This window comes from Hymenobacter qilianensis, assembly GCF_014638675.1.
GTDB classification, from domain to species: domain Bacteria; phylum Bacteroidota; class Bacteroidia; order Cytophagales; family Hymenobacteraceae; genus Hymenobacter; species Hymenobacter qilianensis.
Map to the genome: position 1 here is coordinate 1057053 of NZ_BMFN01000001.1, position 16706 is coordinate 1073758.

Below are 16706 nucleotides of genomic sequence, written 5' to 3' on the forward strand. Positions count from 1 at the left end.
TTTTTCACAATACAAGCTCAACCATTCCACCTTTTACTACCGCTATGAAACGTACAATCATGAGTCTCTTTTGCGCAGGCATGCTGCTAGCTACCAGCGCTTGCAGCAATGAAAAAACCGCCACCACCGACACCCCGACTGATTCAGAAGAGGCAGGTGGCAACGCAGGCGACAACTACATGAACGCCGCTACTGATGGCGACAGCGCCACGGCTACGATGCCTTCCGACACTACTGCCGGCGGTTCGGCAGCCGCTGCTGGCACCGCTCCTGCCGGGATGAATGCCAACAGCGCAGATCCTAACGGCCCCACGGCGCCGCACAAAGACGACCCAGAGTTCATGAAATCGGCCGCGCACAGCGACCAGAATGAGATTCAACTGAGCCGCTTGGTACTGGAGAAAGGCGTAACGGGTATGGCGAAAGACCACGCCAACATGATGATTACGGACCATACCAAGTCGACCGCGGATCTGAAAACGCTGGCCCAGAAGAAGAAGGTGACTTTGCCTACCGATATGGACGCTGAGCACAAAACCATTGCGGATCAGATGCGGAAGCTATCAGGCAAGCAGTTAGAACAACGCTTCCTCCAGCAGATGGTAACCGACCACCAGAAGACGCTGAATACGATGCAAGCGCACGCTAAGATGACCAAAGACACTGAACTACAAGGCTTTATTACGAAGACTACGCCTGTCATTCAGAAGCACTTGGATATGTCGAAGCAGCACGCTGGCATGAAGATGTAAAGGTTTGAAACCAACTAAAAAAGCCCCCCAGAGTCTTCTGGGGGGCTTTTTAGCTTTTTGTAGGTATAGCAATTGATAGCTTTTACTTGCTTAACCTGTCAGATTAGGCGGGTTTTGTTTTCCCTTACTGATAACCAAACCAGTAACGCAGCCCAATGAAGCTGAAGCCCCATCGCAACGGCTCGCCGCTCTTTGTCATTACCCAAGCTGAGGTGTCGCATTAAAAGGCCGCTGAGAACTTTCGCCTAGCTGTAATAACGAGCCAGTAAGAGGCAGCGGAATCTCCTAGCCTTTCGTGGCTTAACTCCTACTGGAGACAACATCATTTACTGTTTCATCCCCCTGAAGTGATGGCTTATGCTCTCTACATTGCACCCTTAGATACTGGGAAGTTCCCAACCCTTCACTAACCTAATCGTAAACTATAAGAAGGCAAGGGTTTACGCCACTGCTATTTATCACTTCTTATAAGCGTACAGATAATGGCAGTAATGCAATAGTACGCGTCTTCATTTTACTACCTGTCGTTATGAAACGTAACTTATTAAGCCTGCTATGCGTGGGTATGCTCCTTACTACCGGTGCTTGCAGCAACGAGAAAACCGCCATTACCAACGAGCCGACCGATTCAGAAGAGACCGGTGGCAATGCCGGCGATAATTACATGAACGCGGCTACTGAGGGCAACAACGAACCCGCTGTTAATATGCCCGAAACGGCCACACGGGCAACTGCTGCCGAAGCGGCTGGTACCGCGCCCCTAGCTTATTCTATGTCGGATCCAGAGTTTTTGAAACTGGTGTACGAAGGCGGCAATAATGAAATTCAGTTAAGCCAACTGGCGCTGCAGAAGGAGGTAAGCAACGAGGCCAAAGCCTTTGCGAACCGCATGATTGCCGACCACCAAAAAATCGCCGCCGAGATAAAGCCTTTAGCTGCCAATCTGCAAGCCGATTTGCCTACCGGTATGGATCCTGCCCACAAAGCTATGTACGACGAGTTAGCTGCCCTAACGGGGTCAGCATTCGAGCAGCAGTACTGGCGGCAAATGCTCATCGACCATCGCCAGACCCTTAAACTGTTTCAGGGCGAGATAGATATGGCCCGAGCGCCGAAGGTGAAGGATTTTGCGGTTAAAAACCTGCCCGTCATTCAAATGCACGCAACTACCGCGGCTAAGCACGCCAACAGCGCTTCTATGTAGCTCGTAGCGTTACGTATAAAAAAAGCCCCCAGAAATAGTCTGGGGGCTTTTTTTATACGACACATGCTGATAAGCCTCAGCGCTGCTTAAGTAGTCCGGAAAATCAGCTCACTTTCTCCTCCGCGTACTTGCTCACTTTCAGTTCCTCGGCCAGAAACTTCCCGGTGTAGCCTTTGCTGGCCTTAGCCACTTGCTCAGGTGTGCCCTGGGCCACAACGGTACCACCGCCTCCCCCGCCTTCAGGGCCCAGGTCGATAACGTGGTCGGCTACTTTAATCAGGTCCAGATTGTGCTCGATGATGAGAACGGTGTTGCCTTTGTCGACCAGCTTTTGCAGCACATCAGAAAGGTGGCGGATATCCTCGAAGTGCAGACCCGTAGTTGGCTCGTCGAGAATATAGAAGGTTTTGCCAGTGTCTTTTTTGCCGAGTTCCGTTGCTAGCTTCACCCGCTGGGCTTCACCACCGGAAAGCGTGGTGGCCTGCTGGCCCAAGGTCAGATAACCCAAGCCTACTTCGTTGAGCACCTGAATCTTGCGAATGATACGCGGCTGATTCTCGAAGTACTCCACGGCTTTCTCTACTGTCAGATCGAGTACGTCGGTGATGCTCTTGCCTTTGAAGCGTACTTCCAGCGTTTCGCGGTTGTAGCGGCGGCCTTTGCAGGTTTCGCAGGGCACATGCACGTCGGGCAGGAAGTTCATCTCGATGGTCCGCAGGCCAGCACCTTCGCAAGTTTCACAGCGTCCGCCCTTCACGTTGAAAGAGAAGCGGCCCGGCCCATAACCCCGAATTTTGGCCTCCGGCAACGAAGCGAACAGGCTGCGAATCTCGGTAAACACGCCTGTATAAGTCGCCGGGTTGGAGCGCGGCGTCCGCCCAATCGGCGACTGATCTACCTCAATTACTTTGTCAATCAATTCCAGCCCTTCAATGCCCGCGTAGGGCAGCGGGTCGCGCTTGGCATTGAAAAAGTGCTGGTTCAGAATAGGATACAGCGTGTCGTGAATGAGCGACGACTTGCCCGAGCCCGACACGCCCGTCACGGCCACCAACTTGCCGAGCGGAAACTTGACGGTCACGTTCTTGAGGTTGTGGCCGGTGGCACCCTTGAGCGTGAGCGTGTTGCCTTCGCCCTTGCGCTTCTTTTTGCGCAGCTCAATGTGCCGCTCCCCACTCAGATACTGCGAAGTCAGGCTGCCCGATTTGAAAATCTCCGTAGGCGAGCCTTCGGCCACAATATGCCCCCCATGAATGCCCGCACCCGGTCCGATGTCTAACACGTGGTCGGCATTCATAATCATATCTTTGTCGTGCTCTACCACAATCACCGAGTTACCGATGTCGCGCAGGTGCTGCAAGGCCTTGATCAGCCGCTCATTATCGCGCTGATGTAGGCCGATGCTAGGCTCGTCCATGATATACAGCACGCCCACGAGCTGAGTACCAATCTGGGTGGCCAATCGAATTCGCTGCGATTCGCCCCCCGACAAGGTGCGCACCGAGCGGTGCAGGCTCAGGTACTCCAGGCCCACTTCCAGCAGAAAGCCAATGCGCTTACGCAGTTCTTTGAGCAGCTCCCGCCCAATCACGTTCTGGCGCTCACTCAGTCGCTCTTCCAGCCCCACGAACCATTGGCTGAGCTGGGCGATATCCATCACCGACAGCTCACCGATGTTCTTGCCGTCGATCAGAAAGTGTAGCGACTCTTTTTTCAGGCGGTAACCACTGCACTCGGGGCACTCCTGAGCCTGGGTGTACTCCTGAATCCAGGCGCGAATGTTTTCCGAGTCAGACTCCATCTGGCGGCGCAGGAAGGGAATAATGCCTTCAAACGGCTCCGTATAGTTTGCCTTTTTGGGGTCCGCGTCTTCGTCCTCGGGCACGCCGTAGAGCAGGCGTTCCACCAAGTCTTCGGGCAGCTTTTCGATGGGCGTAGAAAGGCTGAACTTCTGCTTTTTGAGGATAAGCTGGAGCTGCTGGAAAATCCAGATGTCGCGGTACTCGCCCAGGGGGGCAATTCCACCCCGGCTGATGCTCAGCTTCTTATCCGGCAGCACCGAGTCTTCCGTGATTTGCTGCACCTCACCCAGGCCGTTGCAGGTGGGGCAGGCGCCGTAGGGCGAGTTGAAGGAAAAAGTATTCGGGGCCGGATCGTCGTAGGCGATGCCGGTGGTGGGGTCCATAAGAAAGCGCGAGAAAAACTGCGTTTTCTTGGTGTCCGGGTCCAGCACGAGCATGGTGCCCTTGCCGTGGGTCAGCGCGTTCTGCACCGAGCCCGACAACCGGAACCGGTCCTCGGTTTTGACCACCAATCGGTCAATCACGATTTCAATGTCGTGGATTTTGTAGCGGTCCACCTGCATCTTGGGCGTCAGGTCGAGCAGTTCGCCATCCACGCGCACTTTGGCAAAGCCGAGCTTGGCAATCTGCTGAAACAGCTCGCGGTAGTGGCCTTTGCGGCCTTTCACCACGGGGGCCAGCACCACCAGCTTTTTCTCGTTGAAGTGCTTGAGAATGTAGTTGATAATCTGCTCGTCGCTCTGCCGGATCATCTTGGCGCCTGTGGCGTAGCTGAACGCCTCCGCCGTACGGGCGTAAAGCAGACGCAGGAAGTCGTAAATCTCGGTGATGGTGCCCACCGTGGAGCGGGGGTTGCGCGAAGTGGTTTTCTGCTCAATGCTGATTACCGGCGACAATCCTTCAATCTTGTCCACGTCGGGCCGCTCCAGACCGCCCATAAACGAGCGAGCATACGCCGAAAACGTCTCCATGTAGCGGCGCTGCCCTTCGGCATAAATCGTGTCGAAGGCCAGACTGGATTTGCCCGAGCCCGAAATGCCGGTGAACACCACCAGCTTGCCCCGCGGAATCTGAACCGAAACGTTTTTCAGGTTGTGTTCCCGCGCTCCGTACACTTCAATAAATGGCGCCTCCACGTCGGCCGCGTGGCCGTTGGCAGCCGCTACCGTAGCAGCAAGCTGGGGGGCAATTTCGGGAGTGACGGGGGCAACGGAAGCAGATATTTTCTTAGCCATGCAGCGCGAATCGAATAAGTCCGCAAAGGTAGGCAAAACTGAGTCCTCTCGCTATTCAGAATAGCTTATTTGCCAGAGGGTTTAGCAGAATAAACCGGGGATTTGAGGGAACTAAAATTCTACTTGCTGTACTGCCATGCAGCGCGTGACGCAACAGCTAAGCAGTAGTTCTTAGGCCAACGCGCCCTGGGTCCTGCATAGGATAGCGTTTGGCGCTGTTCTTGCCGATAGTAGGATAATTCCTTCACGCTACATACTCCCTTCATGTCCTTCCTACCCAAATTCACGCTTGCTGCCGCTTTTGCGCTGGCTATGTTAGGCACTGCCGAACCAGCCCAGGCCCAGGTAAATATCAATATAAATCCACCCTCCTGGGGACCCGCGGCTCCAGCCGGCACGCAGTACTACTACATTCCTGAAGTGGGCGGCTACTACGACCTGCGCGACCAGCATTATGTGGTGCAGCGCGAAGGCAAATGGAAGCGCCTGAAGACTGTTTCCAACTACAATCCCAGCAGCTTTCACCCGGTCGTTATCAACTACGTGGGTGCGCAGCCATGGGTACTTATCCGGGAGCACAAAGTGAAATACCCGAAGGCTGGTCATCCGCACGGAATGCCCCCCGGCCAGGCTAAAAAGATGCGTGCCGCCCACCCTGCCGGCAATGTAATTGTGGTGCAGCAGCGGGGCGGCCACCCTGGTAAGGGTCACGGAAATGGCAAGGGTAAAGGCAAGCATTAATCCTTCTTTCTATTGCTGCACAAAGCACCCGGATTGTTCACCCAATCCGGGTGCTTTGCGTTTTAGCACACATGAAAATCTATCAACCCATCAGCTGCTCTTTCTACGACGAGCTGGAGGCCCGTGCCACCACTCGCCAGCCCTGCACCCTCACCTACCGGCCAGAGCCCGATATGCCCCCCAGCACTTACAAAAACATCATCAGCGACTTGTTTATCAGGAATAAAGTAGAATACCTGCGCCTGCAGGACGGCTTTGAGCTGCGGCTGGATGCGCTGGTAGCAGTGGATGACAAAGAACTGCGCAATTACTGTTGAGCGTGCTTCTTTACCCTAGATTCGGCCACGAAGCCCAAAGTTTGAGAAATAATATTACGGCGACAGATCGAACGGAAAGAAATATAGTCACGTTGCCACGAGCAGTTCTGTACTACCCTTCTGAGCTTGGCGTACTTGGCTGATAAAGCTTACCTTTCTGTTCTGCCACACTTCGCCTCTATGCCTGACGCTACTCAACTGCCTACTATTCCAGAGTCTCCCGAGGCAGAAATTCGTGTCTTGCGCGAAGAAATCCGTCAGCTCCGCGAGGACAAAGCAGCAGCCAGCGCGCAGGCTTCCGAGGCCGATCTTTATCAGCAAAGCCAGGCTCGCTTTCGCACTGTATTCGAGAACTCGCCCTTAGGCCAGAAAATTATTACCTCCGACCTAACCATTCGCCAGGTTAACCCAGCCCTCTTAGCCATGATGGGCTACAGCCTGCCCGACGAGCTTATTGGCCGGCGCATTCTTGAGTTTTCGCATGCGCACTATTGCGATGATTGGAAGCAATTGCAAACGAAGCTGTGGGACCATAATCTTCCGCATTTCACCTTAGAAACCTGCCTAGAACGCGCCGATGGCTCTACCTTTTGGTGCCAAGTAACGTCCGTACTGTTCCCCGATGATGGGGGCGAGCTTGGATATACCATTTTAGAGGATATTTCTGAGCGCAAAAGCTTGGAGACTAAGCTCAAACGTCTCTACGACGCGCAGGAAACGATTCTGCAACTGGCCACGCACGATATGAAGGCCCCTATTGCCCACATTGAATTGCTGATAGACCTTCTTCAGCGCGAAGTGAACGGCCGGGGCGGGAGCGAGCCGCCTGCACCGGAAATGGTCCACTATTTGACCCTCATTCAACAGTCCTGCGCTCAGGCTAGCTCCCTGCTGGACGATGTGCTTTACGTCGGCGACCTTGATGTGCATGGGCTACAGAAAGAGTCAACCGATCTGAATGCATACCTAACAACACAGCTTGAAAAGTACCGCCTACGAGCCCAGGATAAAGGCATAAGTCTAGCTCTTGACTTACCCACTGAGGTCATTCATGCCAAGATCAATCCTGACAAGTTCAGCCGGGTATTGAGCAACCTGATCGGCAACTCCCTGAAGTTTACCCCCGCCACCGGAATAGTTACGCTTGGCCTGCGAGAGCACGATAACCGGGCCCTACTGACGGTGCAGGACACGGGCATTGGTATCCCCAGCAAGCTACACGCGCATTTGTTCGACAAATTCAATCCTACCCGGCGTACTGGCCTGCACGGCGAGACGACTACTGGCCTTGGGCTGTTCATAGCCAAGCAAATTGTGCAGCTACATGGTGGCGACATCTGGCTGGAAAGCCGTGAACAAGAAGGCACCTGCTTTTTTATTGAGCTGCCTTTTCAATAGAGCAGCGTTGCTTTGCGTAAATTTTACTATTTCTTCATACAAAAAGGCCCCCCGCACGTGCGGGGGGCTTTTTTGTATGAAGAAATAGTCGCGCTGATAATCAGGTTTAGAACTCCGCGTTTTTCGGAAAGCGTGGGAAGGGAATTACGTCCCGGATATTAGACATACCTGTCACGAAGAGCACCAGCCGCTCGAAGCCTAAGCCAAAGCCGGCGTGGGGGGCAGTTCCGAACTTACGCAGCTCCAGATACCACCACAGCTCGTGCTCTTCCACGTGCATCTGCTCCATGCGGGTGCGCAGCTTCTCTAGGCTTTCTTCGCGTTGAGAGCCGCCAATGATTTCGCCGATGCCGGGAAACAGCACGTCCATGGCCCGCACGGTGCGCTCGTCGTCGTTGAGCTTCATATAGAACGCCTTGATATCCTTGGGATAGTCGGTCAGGATAACGGGCTTCTTGAAGTGCTTTTCTACCAGATAGCGCTCGTGCTCGCTTTGCAGGTCGGTGCCCCAATCCACGGGAAACTCAAATTTCTGCTTGGCCGCTTTCAGAATCTCCACGGCCTCGGTGTAAGTGAGGCGCTGGAAGTCATTCTCCACCACAAAGCGCAGGCGGTTTAGCAGCTCTTTATCGTATTGCTCGTTCAGAAACTGAAGGTCATCGGCGCACTTCTCCAGGGCATAGCGCACGAGGCTTTTGAGGAAATCCTCTGCTAGGTCCATGTTGTCCTGGAGGTCGTTGAACGCTACCTCGGGCTCGATCATCCAGAACTCCGCTAAGTGGCGGGCCGTGTTGGAATTTTCGGCGCGGAAAGTAGGCCCGAAGGTGTACACTTTGCCCAAGGCCATGGCCGCTACTTCAGCCTCCAGCTGGCCCGAAACGGTCAGGTTGGTTTGCTTGCCGAAGAAGTCCTCCTTAAAATCCACGGAGCCGTCGGCGGTGCGGGGCGGGTGCTCGGGGGGCAAAGTTGTGACCCGAAACATCTGTCCGGCACCCTCGGCGTCGGAGCCGGTGATAACGGGCGTGTGCACGTAATAGAAGCCGTGGTCGTTGAAGTACTGATGCACGGCAAAAGCCAAAGCGTGGCGCACGCGCAGCACGGCTCCAAACGTATTGGTGCGAGGCCGTAGGTGGGCAATTTCGCGCAAAAACTCCAGGGAGTGACCTTTCTTTTGCAGCGGATACTCTTCCGGGTCAGCAGTGCCAAGCACTTCTATTTCAAGCGCTTGAATTTCCACAGCCTGGCCCTTGCCCTGCGAAGCAACTAGCTGGCCGCGCACCGACAGGCAAGCGCCAGTGGCCACGTCCTTCAGCGACTCCTCCGGAAACTTCTCCGCGTCGGCTACTACCTGAATGTTGTGGATGGTAGAGCCGTCGTTCAGGGCGATAAACTGCACGTACTTATTGCCCCGGCGGGTGCGCACCCAACCTTTTACTACTACCTCGCGCTCCAGCTCCTGGCTTTGCAGCAGCTGCTGTACACTCGACCTTCTGACGGACATCGGACTCGAATTTCTGTGGTTTATACTCTGTGGGGGGCAAAGGTAGAGCTTTTCGCTAGCGCAGAAATTCGCACTCATCTTTAATGCTTTCCGAAGGCCTCAACTTTTTTACATCAACTCAAGTAGAGAATACGCTACATTTGAAGTAGTGCCCCATTTCACCGTCGCTGGGGCTTATTGCGTTTTCTGTGTATGCAACGACTTGATATGAAGCAGCTTCTCTCGCAGAAGCTGTCTCCCCAACAGATCCAATTCATTAAGCTGCTGCAAATTCCGACGGCGGAATTGGAGACGCGTATTAAGGAAGAGCTGGAAGTAAACCCCGCTTTGGAAGAAGGCGACGAGAATGAGGAAGAGCTGGAGCGCGACGACGATGACGACAGCGACGAGGATTTCGACGACCCAGACTCCGAGTTCGACAACGACGATAATACCCTCGATGAAGACTTCGACGACCGCTCGGAGGAGCAGCCCGAAGTAGAGCTACCCAAAGATGATATCGCCGACTCACCAGATAACCAGGATCTGGACCTGAGCGACTACCTCAACGACGATGAGATTGCGGGCTACAAGATGCAGGGCGACGGCCCCGGCGACGCCGAGGACGACCGCGAAATGCCCCTGGCCGACACGGGCTCTACGCTCATCGACTCGCTTTTTGATCAGCTGGGCTTTGCTGACTTAAGCGATAAGCAGTTCGCCATTGGCCGCCAGCTGCTGGGCTCCATCGACGGCGACGGCTACATTCGGCGCGACCTATCGGCCATTGCCAACGACTTGGCGTTTGCCCAAAATATTGAAGCTACGCCGGCCGAGATTGAGTGCGTGCTACACGTTATTCAGGCCTTCGATCCGGCCGGTATCGGAGCCCGTGACCTGCGTGAGTGCCTACTGCTGCAACTGGAGCGTCGGCCCGTAGATGACACGGTAGAAGCCGCCGAACGCATTCTTTCCGAATGCTACGACGAGTTTACCAAGAAGCACTACCCACGCATTCAGCAGCGGCTCGACCTGGAAGACGACGAGTTGAAGGAGGCTATTGCCTTGATTCTGAAGCTTAACCCCAAGCCCGGCGGCAGCGGTCCCACAGGCTTGGGCAAGGTACAGTACATCATCCCCGACTTTATTCTCAGCAACGACAACGGGCAGTTCAACCTGACGTTGAACTCGCGCAACGCGCCTGATCTGCGGGTGGCACCGGCGTATACCGAGATGTTTCAGGCCTACGATAAGGCTTCGAAAAAGGACCGGAAGATGAAGGAGGCCGTGACGTTTGTAAAGCAGAAGCTCGACGCGGCCCGGTGGTTTATCGATGCCATCCGGCAGCGCCAGCAAACCTTGCTGCGCACCATGGATGCCATTGTGCGCTACCAGCGCGAGTTCTTTCTGGAGGGCGACGAAAGTAAGCTCCGGCCTATGATTCTGAAGGACATAGCCCAGGAAATCAGCATGGACATTTCCACCGTGAGTAGGGTGGCGAATAGCAAGTCGGTGCAAACCGAGTTCGGCATCTATCCGTTGAAGTACTTCTTCTCCGAAGGTATTGCCACCGATTCGGGGGAGGACGCCAGCTCGCGGGAGGTGAAGCATATTCTGAAGGAAATCATTGAGGGGGAAAGCAAAGGCAAGCCGCTTTCCGATGATAAGCTGGAGAAGATGCTCAATGCCCGCGGCTACAACATTGCCCGGCGCACGGTGGCCAAATACCGCGAGCAGCTCAATATTCCGGTAGCCCGACTTCGAAAGGAGTTGTAGAATCAGGGCAGCTGGGGGGCTTTTTTTACGCTTAACCTACTCAGCTTATGCGACTTCTTCTGCTCCCTTGCCTGCTCCTATTAGCCACGGCCTGCGACCGGCCAACCGGGTCCACAATGAATTCTAACGATGCATCGCTCCCGGCCGATGGCATGGTTGGCCGCGCCGCGTCGCCCAGCACGGGCTCTCCCTCCATTGCAGTCGCGACCGAAGGTCTGGGGGGCATTTATCAGGGGTTGCTACCTTGCGCTGACTGCGCCGGCATCGAAACGGTGCTTTACCTTTATCCAGACAGCACCTACGTGGAGCGCCGCACCTACCTGGATCAGCCCAAGGAAGGCAACAATGATCAGGTAAGCTCCGGCCGTTGGGCGCAGGTGTCGGCCAACTTGGTGCGGCTCACGCGGCGCTCCGCCGCTGGTCCTACTGATTATCGCATGCGCCCCCGCGCCTTACAACAGCTTGATCTAGACGGGCAGGAAATAACCGGCGATTTGGCCGAGCGCTACGTGCTGGCGCAGGTAGGCAACTTATAGTTTCTGGAATTGGAAGCGAAAGCCGCAGTAGCTTAGGGCCGCAATCCTACTTTCTACGCTGTTGAATAAATCATTGGCGACGGCTCTTTCGCTGGCGTTTCATCCGTTGCTGGTGCCGTCCTACCTGTTTTACGCGGTCTGCTACCAACTGCCCGGCGTGGTGGCGCAGCCTGCCTTGTCAGACCGCTGGATAGTGCTGGCCGTCGTGTTTGGCTTTACCTTTTTATTGCCTGCCTTAGGTACGGGCGCGTTGTACTGGTTTGGCCGCCTCGACTCGCTGCTCCTTCGCGAGCGGGCCCAGCGGCCGCTGCCGTTGCTTTTCGCCGCAATTAGTTTTGCCGGTGCCACATACCTGCTGCGCCAGCCACCTTTTGCTCTTCTGCTGGGTACTATGATGCTGGGTATGACTCTGGCCGTGCTGCTGACGCTCCTCATTTCACTGCGCTGGAAAATCAGTGCCCACGGCGTGGGTGTGGGGGGCTCTTTTGCATTGTTTTTATTGCTTCACCTTACAGATGTGGCGGGTTGGGCCAGCTTTTGGTGGCTACTGGCAGCTGCCTTTTTGGCCCTCGCCGTGGTTAGCGCCCGCCTTGCGCTTGATGCGCACACGCCCGCCCAAGCCTGGGCCGGACTGGGCCTAGGAATCAGCGTGGTTATGAGTCTGGTGCTGGGAGTTGCCTTCCTGTAGCTCCTTGCTTTAGTGCTAAAATTGGATCTTGACCGCTGCCTCGGCCGGTGTATCTTTACCGACCACCCAACCGTCGTATGTATCACGCATGTCCCTTTCCACTTTATCGGCTGCCCCCGCTTCTGCAGAAGCTCTGCTCACTCAATTGCACCAGGAGCGAAGCCGGCGCGAGGAAGCCGAACAGGAGCTCGCCGCCCTACGGCATGAGCTTGAGGTAGCCCAGGCCACTGCCCAGCGCCATCAGTCGCGCCTGACCGCGTTAGCTCAAAACTTGAAAATGGGCATAATGCTCTTGGACAACGATGGACGCGTGCTTATGGTCAATCGGCCCTATTGCAAGCTTTTTGGCATTCCCGACGAGCCAGAAAGCCTGTATGGATCTACTGGCCTGGAAATCGCGGCGCGTAGTCAGCATAATTACCCCGATCCTGCTGCCTATGTGGCGCGGGCCAAAGAAGTAAGAGCCGCGGGTCGTACGATAATGAGTGAGGAGGTAATGCTGGCCGACGGCCGGGTACTGGAGCGCGACTACATTGTGCTTGATGATGTGATGGCCGGCCGGCTGGTTTGCTACCGCGACATCACCATTCGCTACCGCCGCAATGCCCGCGCAAACACTATTTCTCTGCTGGCTCAGCAAAGCCCCAATCCTATTCTGCGCCTCACGCCCGGCGGCGACCTGCTGTACGCCAACCCGGCGGCCAGCCAGCTTGCGCAAAGCTATAAGCAGGATGGCCCCAATGAACTGCGCACTCAGCTGGTAGCTTTGGTAACGATAGCGCTCCGCACATCGGCTCATCAGCAGCGTGAGATAAGCGTAGCTAATCAGCACTATCTGCTCATTGTAACTCCAGTGCCCGGTGAGAACTATGCCAGCTTATACCTGACCAATATTACGGCTCGCCGGGAGGCCGAGCAAAAGCTGACCCAACAGCGCGAGTTCTACGAAACCATTCTCAATCAGCTGCCCGTGGGGGTCGCTGCCCTGGATGCTGAGCACCGCTACCTATTTGCCAACCCCACGGCGGCCCCCGACCCCGCAACCCGCACCGCGATACTGGGCATGACCAACCGGGAGGCTTGTCTGTATCGGCAGCGCCCTTCGGCACTGGCTGAGCTGCGCGACGCTTATTTCGCCCAAGCCATCCAGGAGCGCCAAGGCATAAGCTGGGAGGAAAGCTTTCAGGAACCTGGGGGGCAAATTCAGGTATTGCGCAGCTTCCAGCCTGTATTTAACCCCGATGGCTCCCTGCGCATGGTGGTCAGCTCAGGCCTGGATATCTCAGCCCGCCAACAGGCAGAAGAGAAGCTGGCGGCACAGCGGCAGTTTTATGAAACGGTTCTCAATCAGCTACCCGCCGATATAGCCGTACTCGATGCTCAGGGCCGTTATGTGTTTGCGAATCCGGTAAGTATTAAAGATCAGGACATTCGGGAATGGATAATAGGCAAGACTGATCTGGATTACTGCGCATACCGCCAGCGCCCCACCGACGTGGCCGAGAACCGGCAGCGCATGTTTGAGCAAGCCGTTTGCGACCGGGGCCAGGTAACGTGGGAGGAACTGACCGTTGGCACCCACGAGCCGCGCTATGTCCTGCGCCGGTTCCAGCCCATATTTACCCCCGACGGCGCGCTGCACCTGATGCTGGCTTACGGCCTCGATATTACGGAGCGTCATCAGGCCGAGGAGATGCACCGCCGCAGCGAGCTGGTTGTGCGTGAGCAGCAGGAGTTTATTCGTCAGATAGTGAATACTGTTCCAAACCTGCTATATGTAAATGACGAGGAAGGGGATATCATGTTTTCTAATACCGCATTTGATGACCTGATCAGTCGGAGCAACCATACGCGGGTGCGGAAAAACGAGGAATCACCTGAAGAATCTGAGAATCAACAGCTTAATGTACTCAACCGGCGAGTGCTGGCGAGCCGGCGAGAGCAATCGACTGAAATGCCCTTTACTCTGGCCAGCGGCGAAACTCGTCATTATCAGGTAGTAAAGCGGCCGTTGGTGCGCCCCGAGGGCACGGTGCAGGTGCTCACCGTCAGCACCGATATCACAGAAGTGAAGCGCATTCGTCATACGCTGGAGCGCAAGGCCAAGCAGTACCGCGACCTCATGCAGTACACGCAAGCCCTGATTTGTACTCACGACCTCAACGGCATTATTCTTTCTGCCAACCCGGCACTGGCCAGCCTTATGGGCGTCTCGATCAATAATATGGTCGGAAGGCCGCTTGCGCAAGGCTTGATAGTAGACCAGGAAGCTGATCTGGAAGCGTATCTTGCCGCATTTCGCAAACAGCGGGAGGTATCGGGTATTGTGAACGTAAAGCCGCTGGGCAGCCCTGGTTCTCGCTACTTGCTGTATCACAACTGCTTAGTAGCCGAGGCCGGCGAACTACCCTATGTAATTGCTTACGCTCAGGATATAACGGACCGCATACTAGCCGAGGATGAGCTGCGGCGGGCGAAGCTGGTAGCCGAATCGGCGGCTCGCTCGCGGGAAAACTTTTTGGCCAATATGAGCCATGAAATTCGCACCCCCATGAATGGGGTGCTGGGCATGGCCGGTTTGCTGGCGCGTACTGATCTGAACGCTCAACAGCGCGAGTACCTCGACATTATTCGCAACTCCGGACAGCACCTGCTGGGTGTGCTGAACGACGTGCTGGATGTAGCTAAAATCACCTCGGGAAACCTGGAGTTGGAGCGCACGCCCTTCGACTTATGCCAGGCGCTGAAAACGGCAGGCCAAACTGTTGCATTTCAGGCAGCTGAGAAAGGTATTGGCTTCGATGTAACCCCTCCTCCCATCTCCGATCCCCTGATACTCAGTGACCCGTATAGACTCAAACAAGTACTGCTTAACCTACTGAGTAACAGCATTAAGTTTACCGAAAAAGGCAGCGTTGTGCTGGCGTGCCAACTATTGGATGAAACGGCCAGGGAAGTCACCATCAGCTTTCAAGTGAGCGACACCGGGCCGGGCGTACCCATACATAAACAGGAGGCCATCTTCGCCAGCTTCTCGCAGGCCTATGCCGATACGACGCGCCGCTTTGGGGGCACGGGCCTGGGCCTGACCATAAGCAGCAGCTTAGTGGAACAGCTGGGCGGGCACCTGCTGATGTGCAGTGAGCCGGGCCGCGGCAGCACCTTTAGCTTTACGCTCACCTTTGAAAAAGCCCCCCAGGGCACCATTAATACGAATAAAGCCGATTCGGAGCTTGAATACGCCGCCGCTGCGGTGCACGGTATGCGCGTGCTGCTAGTGGAAGACAACGACGTGAACCGCCAGGTAGCTCAACTGATATTGGCCAACTATGGGGTAACAGTAGATGCGGCCCCCAATGGCGCTACTGCGCTCCGCCTGTTCGGGGAGCAACGCTACGATTTGATTCTGATGGATATTCAGATGCCCGGCATGAGTGGCCTGGAAGTTACCGCTCAAATCCGGCGGCACCCTGACGCTGTGCGGGCCCGCACGCCTATCATTGCTCTCACGGCCAACGCGTTTCACGAAGCCAATGAAAAATATCTGGCCGTGGGCATCGACGACTGCCTGACCAAGCCTTTCGAAGAGGCCGAGCTGCTGGAAAAAATGAGTGTATTGCGTCAGGCCTCGCAGCAGGCCACGCGGCCCCTGTTCGACTTAAGTGAACTGTATCAGATGGCACACGGCCAGACGAACTTTGTGCGCAGCATTCTCGACTCGTTTCTAGAAAATACGCCGGAGGTTGTAACTCAACTTACGGCAGCTTCCGAAGCTTCCGATTGGGCTCAGGTTGGCGCCTTGGTTCACAAAATCAAGCCTTCGCTTAAGGTACTGCATGCTCACGACTTACTGACGCCTATCCGAACGCTGGAAGCCCCCGACTCCTTGCCAGAAGAAAGCGCTAAGGCAACCAAACAGCTTATTCAGCTGCTCCCGCAGCTGCTCCGTGCCCTGGAGCAGCGCCGCCAGAAGCTATCGTAAGCAGTAGCTCCTTAACCAGCCAAGCCCGGAACTGCCTCCATTTATAGTGGGGGCAGTTCCGGGCTTGGCTGGTTAATCGGTTGTTATAGAAGCTAGTAACGCAGATCTAGTCCGGCCGGCATAGCTGGCTGTAGTCGCTCGGCTACCCGCTGCACAGCTTGCTGAAAGCGGTTGTAGGAAAAGGGCTTGACTAAGTAATCGGCTATGTTCAACTCGTAAGCTTCCATGCCGAAGCTCTCGTAGGCAGTCGTAAAAATCACTTCTGGCGGCTCGGGAAGCAGGCGCATCATCTCGATACCGTTCAGGTCGGGCATCTCCACATCCAGAAACAGTACATCAACGCGCCGACCTAAACTGAAAAAGTTCAGCCCTTCTACACCGCCTTTTAAGGAAGCCATCAGATGAAGGGAGTCGGTGAGGCCGATGCAATGCTGAAGAGTTAAGCGATTAATCTCGTCGTCGTCGATGATAGCACAAGTAAGAATGCGGGGGGAGACAAGGCCTTCAAGCAACATAACTAAACAAACAGGACAGCAGAAGAGTGTGTACGTATGAGCAAACAAAAAGCGCTCCTGAAAGCGGTCGACAAAACAACCAAATTACCGGCCAGATTATCGAATCATTCGCTTTTTGATGAATATAATCCAATCAACCAATAAAATGATTGAAAAATATTAACACAACAATCTAATTACTGATATAAGCACCAAGCTATTATGCTTCTGGTAAAGCTGAAAAGGGTGTCTGCTGTTTTAGAACAATTCCAGTTTCTTCCTAATTTGAATTAGCAGTAGC

The 16706-nt window shown here is 55.0% G+C and carries 12 protein-coding genes; 9 read left to right on the forward strand and 3 right to left on the reverse strand.

The genetic code is table 11. The features are described from left to right. Nucleotides 1-44 precede the first annotated feature (44 nt). Entirely contained in the window at nucleotides 45-752 is a 708-nt protein-coding gene (locus IEW06_RS04505; RefSeq protein ID WP_187733709.1) for a DUF4142 domain-containing protein, read from the forward strand. 529 nt (nucleotides 753-1281) lie between these two features. Next, a complete protein-coding gene (locus IEW06_RS04510; RefSeq protein ID WP_187733708.1) occupies nucleotides 1282-1956 on the forward strand; it encodes a DUF4142 domain-containing protein in 675 nt (224 codons plus the stop codon). 103 nt (nucleotides 1957-2059) lie between these two features. On the opposite strand, the gene uvrA is transcribed toward IEW06_RS04510, so the two are convergent. Then, on the reverse strand, nucleotides 2060-4993 hold the full coding sequence (gene uvrA / locus IEW06_RS04515; RefSeq protein ID WP_188547545.1) for an excinuclease ABC subunit UvrA: 2934 nt from the start codon (nucleotides 4991-4993) through the stop codon (nucleotides 2060-2062). A 264-nt stretch (nucleotides 4994-5257) separates the two neighbouring features. Here uvrA and IEW06_RS04520 point away from each other — a divergent pair, with 264 nt between their 5' ends. The 3 genes from IEW06_RS04520 (at nucleotide 5258) to IEW06_RS04530 (ending at nucleotide 7449) form a co-directional block, all read left to right on the forward strand. After that, complete coding sequence (locus IEW06_RS04520) at nucleotides 5258-5734, forward strand: hypothetical protein (protein ID WP_187733707.1); 477 nt, start codon at nucleotides 5258-5260, stop codon at nucleotides 5732-5734. Between the two features lie 71 nt (nucleotides 5735-5805). Then, nucleotides 5806-6051 (forward strand): hypothetical protein, encoded by a 246-nt coding sequence (locus IEW06_RS04525; RefSeq protein ID WP_188547547.1) that lies wholly within the window; start codon nucleotides 5806-5808, stop codon nucleotides 6049-6051. A gap of 180 nt (nucleotides 6052-6231) precedes the next feature. Then, nucleotides 6232-7449: a PAS domain-containing sensor histidine kinase gene (locus tag IEW06_RS04530; protein ID WP_187733705.1), complete on the forward strand. Its 1218-nt coding sequence runs from the start codon at nucleotides 6232-6234 to the stop codon at nucleotides 7447-7449. A 106-nt stretch (nucleotides 7450-7555) separates the two neighbouring features. Here IEW06_RS04530 and asnS read toward each other — a convergent pair whose 3' ends face one another. Beyond that, nucleotides 7556-8950 (reverse strand): asparagine--tRNA ligase, encoded by a 1395-nt coding sequence (gene asnS / locus IEW06_RS04535; RefSeq protein ID WP_188547549.1) that lies wholly within the window; start codon nucleotides 8948-8950, stop codon nucleotides 7556-7558. A gap of 192 nt (nucleotides 8951-9142) precedes the next feature. Between asnS and rpoN the strand changes: the two genes are divergently transcribed. The 4 genes from rpoN (at nucleotide 9143) to IEW06_RS04555 (ending at nucleotide 15911) form a co-directional block, all read left to right on the forward strand. After that, nucleotides 9143-10705, forward strand: a complete 1563-nt coding sequence (rpoN, locus tag IEW06_RS04540) for an RNA polymerase factor sigma-54 (protein WP_188547551.1) — start codon at nucleotides 9143-9145, stop codon at nucleotides 10703-10705. Between the two features lie 116 nt (nucleotides 10706-10821). Then, the gene (locus tag IEW06_RS04545) at nucleotides 10822-11241 is read left to right on the forward strand and encodes a copper resistance protein NlpE (protein WP_188547553.1); all 420 of its coding nucleotides are present in this window, start codon (nucleotides 10822-10824) and stop codon (nucleotides 11239-11241) included. Between the two features lie 61 nt (nucleotides 11242-11302). Then, entirely contained in the window at nucleotides 11303-11929 is a 627-nt protein-coding gene (locus IEW06_RS04550; protein ID WP_187733703.1) for a hypothetical protein, read from the forward strand. Nucleotides 11930-12017: 88 nt separating this feature from the next. Continuing rightward, nucleotides 12018-15911, forward strand: a complete 3894-nt coding sequence (locus IEW06_RS04555; protein ID WP_188547555.1) for a PAS domain-containing protein — start codon at nucleotides 12018-12020, stop codon at nucleotides 15909-15911. Between the two features lie 92 nt (nucleotides 15912-16003). On the opposite strand, the gene IEW06_RS04560 is transcribed toward IEW06_RS04555, so the two are convergent. Continuing rightward, on the reverse strand, nucleotides 16004-16426 hold the full coding sequence (locus IEW06_RS04560) for a LytR/AlgR family response regulator transcription factor (RefSeq protein ID WP_187733700.1): 423 nt from the start codon (nucleotides 16424-16426) through the stop codon (nucleotides 16004-16006). Between the last annotated feature and the right edge of the window lie 280 nt (nucleotides 16427-16706).

What these genes read in the sequence shown, in the direction of transcription:
- IEW06_RS04505 (WP_187733709.1), top strand. Translation starts at nt 45, where the DNA reads ATGAAACGTACAATCATGAGTCTCTTTTGCGCAGGCATGCTGCTAGCT.
- IEW06_RS04510 (WP_187733708.1), top strand. Translation starts at nt 1,282, where the DNA reads ATGAAACGTAACTTATTAAGCCTGCTATGCGTGGGTATGCTCCTTACT.
- uvrA (WP_188547545.1), bottom strand. Translation starts at nt 4,993, where the DNA reads ATGGCTAAGAAAATATCTGCTTCCGTTGCCCCCGTCACTCCCGAAATT.
- IEW06_RS04520 (WP_187733707.1), top strand. Translation starts at nt 5,258, where the DNA reads ATGTCCTTCCTACCCAAATTCACGCTTGCTGCCGCTTTTGCGCTGGCT.
- IEW06_RS04525 (WP_188547547.1), top strand. Translation starts at nt 5,806, where the DNA reads ATGAAAATCTATCAACCCATCAGCTGCTCTTTCTACGACGAGCTGGAG.
- IEW06_RS04530 (WP_187733705.1), top strand. Translation starts at nt 6,232, where the DNA reads ATGCCTGACGCTACTCAACTGCCTACTATTCCAGAGTCTCCCGAGGCA.
- asnS (WP_188547549.1), bottom strand. Translation starts at nt 8,950, where the DNA reads ATGTCCGTCAGAAGGTCGAGTGTACAGCAGCTGCTGCAAAGCCAGGAG.
- rpoN (WP_188547551.1), top strand. Translation starts at nt 9,143, where the DNA reads ATGCAACGACTTGATATGAAGCAGCTTCTCTCGCAGAAGCTGTCTCCC.
- IEW06_RS04545 (WP_188547553.1), top strand. Translation starts at nt 10,822, where the DNA reads ATGAATTCTAACGATGCATCGCTCCCGGCCGATGGCATGGTTGGCCGC.
- IEW06_RS04555 (WP_188547555.1), top strand. Translation starts at nt 12,018, where the DNA reads ATGTCCCTTTCCACTTTATCGGCTGCCCCCGCTTCTGCAGAAGCTCTG.
- IEW06_RS04560 (WP_187733700.1), bottom strand. Translation starts at nt 16,426, where the DNA reads ATGTTGCTTGAAGGCCTTGTCTCCCCCCGCATTCTTACTTGTGCTATC.